This window comes from Paraburkholderia sp. 32 (assembly GCF_050435345.1).
Taxonomy (GTDB): domain Bacteria; phylum Pseudomonadota; class Gammaproteobacteria; order Burkholderiales; family Burkholderiaceae; genus Paraburkholderia; species Paraburkholderia tuberum.
This window is the reverse complement of sequence record NZ_JBNDKD010000003.1, coordinates 696,801-709,566: the sequence shown is the minus strand read 5'-3', so window position 1 is coordinate 709,566 and position 12,766 is coordinate 696,801. Positions and strand designations below refer to the sequence as shown.

14 protein-coding genes are annotated in these 12,766 nt (G+C 65.1%); 6 read left to right on the top strand and 8 right to left on the bottom strand.

Going from position 1 to position 12,766, the window contains the following annotated elements; all coding sequences use genetic code 11:
• Positions 1–46: 46 nt before the first annotated feature.
• From OKW26_RS25995 to kduI, 6 genes are all read right to left on the bottom strand, one after another.
• A complete protein-coding gene (locus tag OKW26_RS25995) occupies positions 47–295 on the bottom strand; it encodes a hypothetical protein (RefSeq protein ID WP_429355651.1) in 249 nt (82 codons plus the stop codon).
• 75 nt (positions 296–370) lie between these two features.
• On the bottom strand, positions 371–757 hold the full coding sequence (locus OKW26_RS25990) for a hypothetical protein (RefSeq protein ID WP_184067739.1): 387 nt from the start codon (positions 755–757) through the stop codon (positions 371–373).
• 79 nt (positions 758–836) lie between these two features.
• A complete protein-coding gene (locus OKW26_RS25985; RefSeq protein WP_429357187.1) occupies positions 837–1,007 on the bottom strand; it encodes a hypothetical protein in 171 nt (56 codons plus the stop codon).
• 445 nt (positions 1,008–1,452) lie between these two features.
• The gene (gene kdgR / locus OKW26_RS25980) at positions 1,453–2,391 is read right to left on the bottom strand and encodes a DNA-binding transcriptional regulator KdgR (protein WP_429355650.1); all 939 of its coding nucleotides are present in this window, start codon (positions 2,389–2,391) and stop codon (positions 1,453–1,455) included.
• A gap of 99 nt (positions 2,392–2,490) precedes the next feature.
• Positions 2,491–3,261 carry a 2-dehydro-3-deoxy-D-gluconate 5-dehydrogenase KduD gene (kduD, locus tag OKW26_RS25975; RefSeq protein ID WP_429293132.1) on the bottom strand — a complete coding sequence of 257 codons (771 nt, stop codon included), beginning with the start codon at positions 3,259–3,261 and terminating at the stop codon, positions 2,491–2,493.
• 6 nt (positions 3,262–3,267) lie between these two features.
• The gene (gene kduI / locus OKW26_RS25970) at positions 3,268–4,104 is read right to left on the bottom strand and encodes a 5-dehydro-4-deoxy-D-glucuronate isomerase (RefSeq protein WP_429355649.1); all 837 of its coding nucleotides are present in this window, start codon (positions 4,102–4,104) and stop codon (positions 3,268–3,270) included.
• Between the two features lie 293 nt (positions 4,105–4,397).
• Between kduI and kdgT the strand changes: the two genes are divergently transcribed.
• Positions 4,398–5,420, top strand: a complete 1,023-nt coding sequence (gene kdgT, locus OKW26_RS25965) for a 2-keto-3-deoxygluconate transporter (RefSeq protein WP_429355648.1) — start codon at positions 4,398–4,400, stop codon at positions 5,418–5,420.
• A 31-nt stretch (positions 5,421–5,451) separates the two neighbouring features.
• On the opposite strand, the gene OKW26_RS25960 is transcribed toward kdgT, so the two are convergent.
• Positions 5,452–6,072, bottom strand: coding sequence for a GNAT family N-acetyltransferase (locus OKW26_RS25960; RefSeq protein WP_429355647.1), 621 nt, complete (start codon positions 6,070–6,072; stop codon positions 5,452–5,454).
• 133 nt (positions 6,073–6,205) lie between these two features.
• Positions 6,206–7,651, bottom strand: coding sequence for an NAD-dependent succinate-semialdehyde dehydrogenase (locus OKW26_RS25955; RefSeq protein ID WP_184067722.1), 1,446 nt, complete (start codon positions 7,649–7,651; stop codon positions 6,206–6,208).
• Positions 7,652–7,943: 292 nt separating this feature from the next.
• Here OKW26_RS25955 and OKW26_RS25950 point away from each other — a divergent pair, with 292 nt between their 5' ends.
• From OKW26_RS25950 to OKW26_RS25930, 5 genes are all read left to right on the top strand, one after another.
• Complete coding sequence (locus OKW26_RS25950; protein WP_007181784.1) at positions 7,944–8,147, top strand: cold-shock protein; 204 nt, start codon at positions 7,944–7,946, stop codon at positions 8,145–8,147.
• 36 nt (positions 8,148–8,183) lie between these two features.
• The gene (locus tag OKW26_RS25945) at positions 8,184–8,594 is read left to right on the top strand and encodes a hypothetical protein (RefSeq protein WP_429355646.1); all 411 of its coding nucleotides are present in this window, start codon (positions 8,184–8,186) and stop codon (positions 8,592–8,594) included.
• Positions 8,595–8,975: 381 nt separating this feature from the next.
• Complete coding sequence (gene hpnJ / locus OKW26_RS25940) at positions 8,976–10,397, top strand: hopanoid biosynthesis associated radical SAM protein HpnJ (RefSeq protein ID WP_184043334.1); 1,422 nt, start codon at positions 8,976–8,978, stop codon at positions 10,395–10,397.
• Positions 10,394–11,554: a bacteriohopanetetrol glucosamine biosynthesis glycosyltransferase HpnI gene (gene hpnI, locus OKW26_RS25935; protein ID WP_429355645.1), complete on the top strand. Its 1,161-nt coding sequence runs from the start codon at positions 10,394–10,396 to the stop codon at positions 11,552–11,554. Before hpnJ ends, hpnI begins: the two co-directional genes overlap by 4 nt.
• A gap of 145 nt (positions 11,555–11,699) precedes the next feature.
• Entirely contained in the window at positions 11,700–12,761 is a 1,062-nt protein-coding gene (locus OKW26_RS25930) for a lysylphosphatidylglycerol synthase domain-containing protein (protein WP_184067713.1), read from the top strand.
• Positions 12,762–12,766 lie beyond the last annotated feature (5 nt).

Sequence of the window (12,766 nt, the reverse complement as noted above, 5' to 3'; positions counted from 1 at the left end):
GCGCGGCGTCGGGCGTGCCGCTACGTCTCGAAAGACGCGCGACGACTCAGAACGCGCGCAGCAACGCCATTTCGTTGTGCAGCAGCGCGAGCAATTCGTCGTCGGTTGGCCGCGTGCCCCAGTGGCGCGCGCCGGCCACCGACGCGATCGCCATCCACGAATGCGGTGGAAACCATTCGCGCACCAGCGTGCCGTCCTGGCGCAGGCACAACTGGCCGGTCAGCTCGCTGTATTCGGCGCAAATGTGCGCGCCGTCGACCTGCGCGGTTACTCGTCTCGGATCATTGCGTAGCACGTCGTCGCTCCTGTCAAAGGGGTGGCGCGAATGCAGGCGCGACACGTTGGCGCGATGGACGCCACCTGCCGTCTATCAATGGTCATGCCCGCGATCGTCATGGTCATGACCATGACCGTGCCAGCCGTTGTCGTGCCAATCGCCGTGCGGTCCGCGTGCATCGCGCCATTCGTTGTGATGACGCTCCCACTCGCGACGCTCCCAATAGCGATGACCATCGTAGTAGCGTTCGCCGTACCAGCCCGGAGCGACTATGACCGCGGGAGGCGGCGCAGGCGCATAGACGGGCGCGGGCTGCACATAGACGGGCGGCGGAGCCTCGACCACGGCGGGCGCGACCGCGATGCCCGGCACGCCGATATTCACGCCGACATCGACGTGCGCGAAAGCGGCCGTCGATGCGCCGATCGCGAGACCCGCGACGACGGTCAACGATACCCAGCGGTTGCGTGAAAGACTCATGATTGTTCTCTGTTTGTTGTGTGGATGTCTGTGATGGAGTGGCGAGCCGGACGCGCACCTACTGCGCGTGATGGCCCGATCAATAACGTTCGTAGTAATGGTCATGATGCGGATGATCGTCAGGGACGACGATGCAGCCGCTCAACGCGCCACCGAGCGTGGCGGCAAGAATGACCAATGCGAGGATTTTTTTCATGATGTTGCTCCCTGAAATCTGTGATGCGAGTGCCTGTCGTGCGAAGCGTTTCATCTGATCCGCTTTCGTTTGAACCGAACTCTACTGAGCGGCGCGATTACCGGTGTGTTTGTGTGTAACAGGACGTGTCGATCCGAGCTCGCGCCGAAACGTCGATGCGAGTGCGATGAACGAGGAGGGAAGGCGCCGTGGGTTACGGGTCGACATGCCGGGCGACTGTCAAGCGCGCGGTCAAACCCTTGAAGGGTCTATGAAAAAAACCGCATTCAATGGCAGACGAAGCATGGATTCGAAGCGAAGGTTCGGCGCCTCGATTGCTGAAAAAAGAAGCGCATCGATTTTCGGCATATGTATGCCGCGCAGATACATTCGGTTGCAGACTGGGTAAGAAGTTCGGTAGTGAGCTCGGGCGAGCCTGATGGAAAGACGCTACACCTGTAGCGTCATCAGCTTGTCTTAAGCTTCGGTGGGATAGGTAAAAACGCATCGCGCGCGCAACCTACTGCGCGGCCGCGGGCTCCGGGGCGGTCGCTTCGCGATAGCCGAGCCGCGTCGAAATCGCGAGCCCGGCCTCTTTGAGCAACGCGACGTAATGCTGCTTCGTGTCGGCACCGCAGCGCATCGTCGGAAACGAAATCGACAGACCGGCGATCACACGGCCGAAGCGGTCGAACACGGGCACCGCGATGCATTGCAGGCCTTCTTCCTGCTCCTCGTTGTCCTCGCCGTAGCCCTGCTCGCGTACGCGCGGCAGGATGCTCAACACCGCTTCGGCGCAGGTCAGGGTTTTTTGCGTCGACTTGCGAAATTCGATGTGCGAGAGCACGTCACGCGCGTCGGCCGGGACCATCCATGCGAGCAGCACCTTGCCGATCGCCGTGCTATGCAGCGGATTGCGTCGGCCGATCCTGGACTGCATGCGCAGCCCGTAGTCGGCGTCGATCTTGTGGATGTAGATGATCGCGTCGTCGTCGAACGCGCCCAGGTGTACCGCTTCGCGCGTCATCTGGCCGATGCGGCGCATCTCGATGTCGGCCTCGCGCACCAGATCGACGCTTTCGAGCGCTTTCGCGCCGAGCTCGAACAGACGGATCGTCAGCCGATAGCGTTCGGTTTCGACTTCCTGGGTCACGTAGCCGAGCGCCTTCAGTGTTTGAATCACACGATGCACGGTCGTCTTCGACATGCCGAGCCGTTGCGACAGCTCGCTGATGCCGATCTGTCCGGTGTCGCCGATCGCGCCGAGAATCGCGAACACGCGCCCGATCGACGACGCCGATTCGCCGCGCTCACCGCTGTCCGCATCGAGCGACGCTGCGCCGGCGGGTTCCTTACGGGCTTTGCCGCGGGTCTTATCGAGCGCCTTGTCGAGCGTCTTGTCGCGCGCAGTGTTCCTCGCAGTGTTCTTGTGTGTTCCCGTTGCCGCCATGTCCGTCATTCCCTGTCTGTGCCAACTCGCCGCTGCCGCATCGAGCCGATGCTCGCCGGCGCGAGAGCATAGCGCGTCGCGCGCACTCGTGGCGAGCTTGTGCCGTCCCTAGCGCGCGAGCCAGCCGCCATCCACCGCCAGTGTATGCCCATGCACGTAGTCCGACGCCGACGAGGCGAGAAAAACCACCGGCCCCGCGAGATCGTCGGGCACGCCCCAGCGGCCGGCCGGAATGCGGCCGAGTATCTCCTCGTTGCGCTGCGCGTCGTCGCGCAACGCCGCGGTGTTCGCGGTCGCCATGTAGCCGGGCGCGATCGCGTTCACGTTGATGCGTCGCGCGGCCCATTCGTTCGCGAGCAGTCGCGTCAGACCGAGCACGCCGCTTTTCGATGCGGTGTACGACGCGACGCGGATGCCGCCCTGGAACGACAGCATCGACGCGACGTTGATGATCTTGCCGCCGCTTTGCTGGCGCACGAACTGACGCGCCGCGGCCTGCGACAGGAAGAACAGGCTCTTGAGATTCACGTCCATGACCGCGTCCCAGTCGTCTTCGCCAAACTCGAGCGCGTCTTCGCGACGGATGATGCCTGCGTTATTGACGAGCACGTCGATGCGGCCGAACGCTTCGAGCGCGGCGCGCACGATGTCGTCGACCGAAACGGTCGACGCGAGATCGGCGCGCACATCGGCGAAGCGGCGTCCGAGCGCCTCGACGCGCGCGGCGGTCGTGCCCGCGTCCGCGCGACTGACGCCGACGATGTCGCAGCCGGCCGCGGCGAGCGCGACGGCCATGCCGGCGCCGAGGCCGGTGTTGCTGCCGGTCACGATGGCGACCTTGCCGGTCAGATCGAAAGTGTTCACTGTGTTCGGACTCATGTTCGCTCAGCGCAGCTCGCGGACCGCGAGATGGTCCATGTCGCCGAACACCTGGTTCTCGCCGACCATGCCCCAGATGAACGTGTACGCGCGCGTGCCGACGCCCGAATGGATCGACCAGCTCGGCGAGATCACCGCCTGCTCGTTGCGCACGACGATATGCCGGGTTTCGTGCGGCTCGCCCATCATGTGGAAGACGGCGGCGTCGTCGGCGACGTCGAAGTAGAAATACACTTCCATGCGGCGCTCGTGCGTGTGGCAGGGCATCGTGTTCCACAGGCTGCCCGGTTCGAGCTTCGTCATGCCCATCGACAGCTGGCAGGTCGGCAGCACGTCGGGCACGATGAACTTGTAGATGGTGCGGCGGTTGCTCGTGGCCGGATCGCCGAGGGTTTCGGGCGACGCTTGGTCGAGCGAGATCGTGCGGGTCGGATAGGTGGTGTGCGCGGGCGCGCAGTTCAGATAGAACTTCGCCGGCCGGGTGGCGTCGGCGCTGCCGAACGCGACCGCTTGCGCGCCCTTGCCGATATAGATCGCCTCTTCGCGGCGCACCGTGTAGCGCGTGCCGTCGACGTCGACCCAGCCGTCGCCGCCGATGTTGATCGCGCCGAGTTCACGCCGCTCGAGCAGATAGTCGACGCCGATCGCTTTGCCGAGCGAGCCGGGCACTTCGACCGCGCGCTCGACCGGCCACACGCCACCGACGATGATCCGGTCGCTATGGCTATACGTGAGCTTCAACGCATCGCGCTCGAAGATCTGCTCCACCAGAAACTCGCGACGCAGCCCGGTGGTGTCGAGCGTCTTCGCGTATTCGCTGTTGATGGCCTGTCTCACGTCCATTGATCGTTCTCCTGTCGGTATATGGGGCGCGGCGCCGCCTTCCTCGTGCCCGAGACTGTAACGCAGAATCTTGATTTCGGAACACTGGTCCGAAAATATTGCGGCGGGTGATTGCGGCTGGCAACACATAGCGCGAACGACCGGGTAAACGATAGTCAGGTTTAGTAAATAAAACGGAACGGCGTTCCTTTCATGATGCTATATTGCGCCGGACAGGGAGAGCCCGGCGTAGAACGGGACACCAACGCGGGTCATTGGCCCGTCAACGGGACGTCACCGTCCATGGAGGAGGCATGAAGATCAAGAAGGCCATCGACCGCATTCCTGGCGGTCTGATGCTGGTGCCGCTGCTGCTCGGCGCCTGTGTGCATACGTTCGCGCCGGGCGCGGGCAAATACTTCGGCTCGTTCACCAACGGCCTGATTACCGGCACCGTGCCGATCCTCGCGGTATGGTTCTTCTGCATGGGCGCGACGATCGACCTGCGCGCGACCGGCACCGTGCTGCGCAAGTCGGGCACGCTGCTCGCCACCAAGATGCTGGTCGCGTGGATCGTCACGCTGATCGCGGCGCGCTTCATTCCGATCGATGGCATCAAGACCGGGCTGTTCGCGGGACTGTCGATGCTCGCGATCACCACGTCGATGGACATGACCAACGGCGGGCTGTACGCGGCCGTGATGCAACAGTACGGCACGAGGGAAGAGGCGGGCGCGTTCGTGCTGATGTCGGTCGAATCGGGGCCGCTGATCAGCATGATCATTCTGGGTGCGACGGGGGTCGCGTTCTTCGAGCCGCGCCTGTTCGTCGGCGCGGTGCTGCCGTTTCTGATCGGGTTTGCGCTCGGCAACTTCGATAGCGAGCTGCGCGAGCTGTTCGGCCGCTGCGTGCATCCGCTGATTCCGTTTTTCGGCTTTGCGCTCGGCAACGGCATCGATCTGAACGTGATCGTCACGAGCGGTCTGCCGGGCATCGTGCTGGGGCTTGGCGTGATCGTCGTGACTGGCGTGCCGCTGATTCTCGCCGATCGCTGGATTGCCGGCGGCAATGGCGCGGCGGGGCTGGCGGCGTCGTCGACGGCAGGGGCCGCGGTCGCGAATCCGGCGATCATCGCCGACATGATTCCGAGCTTCAAACCGCTGGTGCCGGCCGCGACCGCGATGGTCGCCACCGCTTGCCTCGTGACCGCGATTCTGGTGCCGATTCTCACGGCGCTGTGGGTGCGCCGGCATCATGCGCGCGATGCGCTGCGCGAGGAGTTCGCCACCGCGACGCAGGCGGCGCCGCTCAACGAGCAGCGCGATGCGCCCGTTTGAATGAGTCGGTAGCAGGAAGCCGGCGCGCCGCTCAGCGCGCCAGCTTCGCTTCGAGCATCGCTTTCACCGCCGGCCATTCGTCGTCGATGATGCTAAAGCGCACCGAGTTGCGCTTGCGCCCATCGGGCATGATCCGCTCGTGCCGCACGATGCCTTCCTGTTGCGCGCCGATGCGCAGGATCGCCGCGCGCGATTTGTCGTTGAGCTCGTCGGTCGTGAACTGCACGCGCACGCAGCGCATCACGTCGAACGCGTGGCACAGCAGCAGATATTTCGCCTCGGTGTTCACGACCGAGCGCTGCGCCGAGGCGGCGAGCCACGTATGGCCGATTTCGAGCTTGCGGTTCGCGCGATCGATCTTCCAGAACCGCGTACTGCCGACGATCCGGCCAGCACGGTCATTCTCGTCATCCTCGTCGCGCCGCACGACCACGAACGGCATCACCTTGCCGGCCGCACGGCCGGCGAGCGCGGTGGCGATATAGGCGTCGATCGTCGCCGGGCCCGGCACGACGGTCAGCTTCATGTCCCACAGTTGCCCGTCGGCGGCGGCGTCGACGAGGGCCTGCGCGTGCTCCTCGCGCAGCGGCCGCAGCTCGACGAACGAGCCGCTCAGCGTGGGCTGCATCGATTCGGCGGAAATATCGTTCATGGCAATAAAAAAGGTCCGCGAGCGGAAGACTCGTGGACCTGGCAGATCGGTTGAGCCGCGCTCGGGAACGATGCGAGCGGCAAAACCGCGGCGCCGTTCCCGAAGCGCGTGATTGGCGTGATTAAACCCGTGATTAAACCGACATCACCGTGACCGCCTTGGTCACGAGGTAGGCTTCCATCGCCTCCGGGCCGCCTTCCGAGCCGTAGCCGGAATCCTTGACGCCGCCGAACGGCATTTCCGGCGTCGGCGTGGCAGGCTGGTTGATCCACAGCATGCCGACTTCCATGCGCTGCGACAGCAGATGCACGTTGGCGAACGACTTCGTGTACGCGTAGCCGGCGAGGCCGAACGGCAGGCGGTTTGCTTCGGCGATCGCTTCTTCGAGCTTGTCGAAGCCGCGAATCGCGGCGACCGGGCCGAACGGCTCGTTGTTGAATACGTCGGCGTCGAGCGGCACGTCGGTCAGCACGGTGGCCGCGAAGAAGTTGCCTTCGGTACCGACGCGCTCGCCGCCCGTCGCGACCTTCGCGCCGGTCTTGCGGGCGTCGTCGACGACCTTGGCCATCGCCGTCAGACGGCGCGAGTTGGCGAGCGGCCCGAGCGTCGTGCCTTCGGCGAGGCCGTCGCCGAGCTTCAGGCTTTCAGCGTGCTTGACGAGCGCCGCGGCGAACTCTTCGCGGATGCTGTTGTGCACGAGAAAACGCGTCGGCGAGATGCAGACCTGGCCCGCGTTGCGGAACTTCGCGGCGCCGGCTGCCTTGACGGCGAGCGCGACGTCGGCGTCTTCTGCGACGATCACCGGCGCGTGGCCGCCGAGCTCCATCGTCGCGCGCTTCATGTGCGAGCCGGCCAGCGCCGCGAGCTGCTTGCCGACCGGCGTCGAGCCCGTGAACGTAACCTTGCGGATCACCGGATGCGGGATCAGGTAGCTCGAGATTTCAGCCGGATCGCCGAACACGAGGCCGACCGTGCCGGCCGGCACGCCGGCCTCGACGAAGGCTTGCAGCAGCGCCGCCGGCGACGCCGGGGTTTCTTCCGGCGCCTTGACGAGGAACGAGCAGCCGCAGGCGAGCGCCGCCGACAGCTTGCGCACGACCTGGTTGACCGGGAAGTTCCACGGCGTGAACGCCGCGACCGGGCCGATCGGCTCCTTCAGCACCTGTGACTGCGCGGCAAGGTTGCGTGACGGCACGATGCGGCCATACACGCGACGGCCTTCGTCCGCGAACCATTCGATGATGTCCGCGGCCGCCAGCACTTCGCCGCGCGCCTCGGCAAACGGCTTGCCCTGTTCCTGCGTCATCAGGCGGCCGATGTCCGCGGCGCGCTCACGCACGAGGGCGGCGGCACGGCGCATGACGGTTGCGCGCTCGTTGGCCGGCACCTTGCGCCAGGCTTCGAAGCCGCGCTGTGCGGCTTCGAGCGCGCGGTCCAGATCGGCGATGCCGGCATGCGCGACCTTGCCGATGGCCTGGCCGGTGGCGGGGTTGATCACGTCGAGGGTCTTGCCGCTGGCGGCGTCGCACCATTCGCCGTTGATCAGAAGACGGGTATCGGTATAGCTCGAGATGGCCATGCTGGGTTCCTGTGAGTGGGACAACAACTGGCCGCGCGGACGTGCGGCACGAGGCGACATTCCTGCGCGGCCATGAATGAATTGCGGATACCATTTATCTTATCTGATTGCGGGCAATCGCACCGGCGCGGCCCGCAGGCGCCCGGTCGCGGCATGCGGCTTGCTGAGGCTTGGCACCGGAGCGATTTTGCGGGTCGTGCCGGGGCGCCGCGTCAGCGCCGCACGAAACGCTTGCAGGACGCAGCGCTTCATCCATTCAACCGCTACTACAGCGCATCACGAGGACATCGCCATGCCAACCGGAACAGTGAAATGGTTCAACGACGCAAAGGGCTTCGGCTTCATCACTCCCGATGACGGCGGCGAAGATCTGTTCGCCCATTTTTCGGAGATTCGATCCGAAGGTTTCAAGTCGTTGCAGGAAAACCAGAAAGTCAGCTTCGAAATCAAGCAGGGGCCGAAAGGCAAACAGGCGGCCGACATCAAGCCCGTGTGACGCCGGCCGGGCGGCTCGTCCGCATGCGAGGCAACCATGGATAAGGACGCCGCCTACGCGAAGATCGAGCGCAATGGCGGCGCCGCCTATGCGAAAACCTTCGCCGCGCGCTATCCCGACGAACCGCTGACGCCGTTCTGTCATCGCTATCTGTTCGAGCAGACGCAGCGCGACGACGCGGCGCATGAGGCGGCCGCCGCCACGCGCGACGACGAGCGCGGTTTCGCGCTGAGGTCGCTCGCGCGCATGGAGGCGTCGTCGCATATCGCGCAGGCGGCGGCGAGCGCGTCGCGCGACGCTGCGGCCGCCGCCCACACGTCGGCGCGCGCGGCGCGGCGCTCGGCCTTCTGGACCATGATCGCCGCGCTCGCGTCGGCGCTCGGCGTAGTGGTAAACGCGGCCCTCAATCTCGGCTGGCTCGAATGGGCGAGGCATCTCGCGCGATGAGCGACGCGTCGGGCCGAGCGTTCGCGCCCGTGAAGGTGGCGTGAATCGGCGGCGCCGGCGGGGCTCGCCCGCACGCCACGCGAGAACCTATCCATTTACCACGCCGATACGACATCGATGCGACACGATTGCACGAGCGCGTCGATTACACAAATCGCCCCATCGGAGCATGCCGCGCGCGGTCTGAACGCAGTATTATTCTTCAGGTTTCCTTCAGCTTTGCTCCGTACTATTTGCGCCACTGCCCGTGGCCTTTCCGGACCGCGGCCACCGCTACGTGCAGGTCGAGCACAGGCTTTTCCGACCTGCATTCGGGCAATGGAACAGAATAGATTCCCGACTGAAAACCGAAAGCGCCTATAAAGGCTTGCTGGAGCATCCATGAAAACTCTGTTCTTGCAGGCGCCGTCGTACGACGGCTTCGATGGTGGTGCGGGTTCGCGCTATCAGGCCAAGCGTGAAGTTCGCTCGTTCTGGTATCCGACGTGGCTCGCCCAACCCGCGGCACTGGTTCCCGACAGCCGCGTGCTCGACGCCACGGCAGACGGCCTGTCCGTCGACGCCGCCCTCGACATCGCCTCGCAATACGAGCTGGTGGTGATCCACACCAGCACGCCATCCTTCCCGACCGACGCGTTGTTCGCCCAGGACCTCAGGAAGCGCAAGCCGTCGCTGCTGATCGGCATGGTCGGCGCGAAGGTCGCGGTCGATCCGCACAATTCGCTGACCGCGACCGAGGCCATCGACTTCGTGTGTCGCGAGGAATTCGATTTCACCTGCAAGGAAATCGCCGAAGGCAAGCCGTTCGCGCAGATCCTCGGCTTGAGCTATCGCACCCCCGACGGCTCGATCGAGCACAACGAAGCGCGCCCGATCCTCGAGAACATGGACGAGCTGCCGTTCGTCGCGCCGATCTACAAGCGCGATCTGACCATCAAGAATTACTTCAACGGCTACCTGAAGCATCCGTACGTGTCGCTCTACACCGGCCGCGGCTGCCGCTCGAAGTGCACGTTCTGCCTGTGGCCGCAAACGGTCGGCGGCCATCGCTATCGGGTGCGTTCGGTCGAGAACGTGCTCGAGGAAGTCAAGTGGATTCGCGACAACATGCCCGAAGTCAAGGAGATCATGTTCGACGACGACACGTTCACCGACTTCAAACCGCGCGCCGAAGAAATCGCGCGAGGCATGGGCAAGCTGGGCGTCACATGGTCGTGCAACGCGAAGGCGAACGTGCCTTACTCGACGCTGAAGATCATGAGGGAAAACGGCTTGCGCCTGCTGCTGGTCGGCTACGAATCCGGCGACGACCAGATCCTGCTGAACGTCAAGAAGGGCTTGCGTACCGACATCGCGCGGCGCTTCGCCCAGGACTGCCGCACGCTGGGCATCAAGGTGCACGGCACCTTCATTCTCGGCTTGCCGGGCGAGACGCCGGAAACGATCCAGAAGACCATCGAGTACGCGAAAGAGATCAATCCGCTGACGATCCAGGTGTCGCTCGCCGCGCCATACCCGGGCACTACGCTCTATAACCAGGCGGTCGAGAACGGCTGGCTCGCGGAGAACAAGGTGATCAATCTCGTCAGCAAGGAAGGCGTGCAGCTGGCGGCGATCGGCTACCCGCATCTGTCGCGAGACGAGATGTACCATCAGCTCGAAAACTTCTACAAACGCTTTTATTTCCGGCCGTCGAAGATCTGGGAGATCCTGCGCGAAATGCTGACGAGCTGGGACATGATGAAACGGCGCCTGCGCGAAGGCGTCGAATTTTTCCGCTTCCTGCGCGCGCACGAGGCGTGAGCGCCGCACACCTCGCCGCCGTCACGCTCGCGTACGCGTGCGCGGCGGCGACCGTTGTCGGCATCGGCTACACCGTGCTCGCGAGCGCGCTGATCGGGCGCTTCTTCGCGAGGGATGTAGCCGAACCCTCCAGCTTTCCACCCATTACGGTGATCAAACCGTTGCATGGCAACGAGTGGGCGTTGCTCGACAATCTGTCGAGCTTCTGCGCGCACAATTATCCCGGGCCCGTGCAATTCCTGTTCGGCGTGCATGACTGCGCCGACCCCGCGCTGCAAACCGTCAACGAACTGCGGCGTCTCCATCCTCAGGCGGACATCACCGTCGTCGCCGATGCGCGTCTGTACGGCCCGAACCGCAAGATCAGCAATATCCTCAACATGGTGCCGCAGGCGCGCCACGACGTGCTCGTGTTCGCCGACAGCGACGTGTGCGTCGGCCCGGACTATCTGCGCAACGTGATCGGCGAATTGCAGCAGCCGGGCGTCGGGCTCGTCACCTGCGCATATCGCGGCCAGCCCGATCCGGGTTTCTGGCCGCGGCTGTCGGCGATCGCAACCAACTACCAGTTCCTGCCGGGCGTCGTCACCGGACTCGCGCTCGGGCTCGCGCGGCCGTGCTTCGGCCAGACCATCGCGATGCGGCGCGACACCTACGAGCGGATCGGCGGCTTCAAGCCGTTCGTGCAGCATCTGGCCGAGGACTACGAGATCGGCGCGGCGGTGCGCGCGGCGGGCGAGCAGGTCACGATTCCGCCGTTCGCAATCGCGCATGCGTGTGTCGAAGCGAGCGCCGCGCAACTCGTGACGCACGAACTGCGCTGGAGCCGCACGATTCGCCGCATCGATCCGCTCGGACACTTCGGCACGGCGCTCGTGCATCCGTTGCCGTTCGCGCTGCTCGCGCTCGCGTGCTCGGGCGGCGCGCCGTGGGCGTGGCTGCTTGCGGCAGTGACGGTGGTGGCGCGTCTCGCGTTGAAGTGGCGCGCGGATCGGGCGTTGCGTCAACGCTGCCGCGATCTGTGGCTTCTGCCGTTATGGGATATCGTATCGTTTGCGATTTTCGTCGCGAGCTTCCGCTCGTCGCGGGTGATCTGGCGGGGCTTCAGCTTCAAGGTCGACGGCGATGGGCTGCTGTCGGCGGCGCAGGACGAATGACGAACGAACGGCAGATTGGGCTGGCAATGAACGAAGAAGCTTCGAACGGGCGAAATGGGAGCGCCCTGGAGACGCACGGCAGCGCCCCGGCGACACGCGGCGTGCGGCGCATCACGTATACCGAGGTCGTGTGCGAGGTGCCCGCATGATGAAGCATCTGGGCCGCGCGGCTGCGCTCGCGGGTTTGCTGATCTCTTTGTGGCTCGTCTGGCGCGAAGATCCGCGCGCGGTGCTCAGCGCGTTGCGCGCGGCTGGCGCGGGCCTCGTGGTGGCCGCGCTCGCGCATGTGCTGCCGATGATCGCCAACGCGTGCGACTGGCGCTCGCTGATTCGCGGCGCGAACCGCCCCAGCTTCGGCAGGATGCTGCATCTGGTGTGGGTGCGCGAATCGGTCAACTGCATGCTGCCGGTCGCGCGGATCGGCGGCGAACTCGTGTCGTTCCGTATGTTCAAGCGCTGGGGCGTCAGGCCGTCGACAGCGGTGGCCAGCACCATCGTCGACATGCAACTGACCGTGATCAGCCAGCTGATGTTCACGATGGTCGGGATTGGTTTTCTGTTCGCCAATGCGCAATCGGGCGCGCTGCGGCTCGCCGGGCAGCTCGCGTGGGGCGTGGTCGCGTTGACGCCGGTGCTGTTGCTGTTCGGGCTCGTCCAGCATGCCAATCCGTTCGAGCGCATCACGCGCGTGGCGAACCGCGTGACGAGCGGCAAGCTAACCGCGCTGGTCGGCCAGTCCGCGCAGATCGATCAGTCGATCAAGGTGATCTGGCGCCGCCGCGCGGTCGTGCTGCGCTATCTGTTCTTCTGGCAGCCGCTGCAATGCGTGCTGACCTCGCTCGAAATCTGGCTCGCGCTGTATTTCCTCGGCGCGCGCGTGACGCTCGTCGAGGCGATCGTGATCGAATCGCTGATCCAGGCGGTCAGCAGCGCCGCGTTCTTCGTGCCGGGCGGTCTCGGCGTGCAGGAGGGCGCTTTCATACTGATTGGCGGCGCACTGGGGCTCGACCCCGCCACCTGTCTCGCGCTCGCGGCCGCGCGGCGAATTCGCGATCTGCTGATATTCGTGCCGGGCCTGATCGCGTGGCAGCTGTTCGAGGCGTCCGGCAGCGCGCGGCCGCATGCCGCACCGCACGGCGTGCGCGCCGAACTGGCCAAGCAGCGTTCGGGCGTCGCTGACGCGAACCGGGGCGGCGAGCGGCGCTGAGCGAT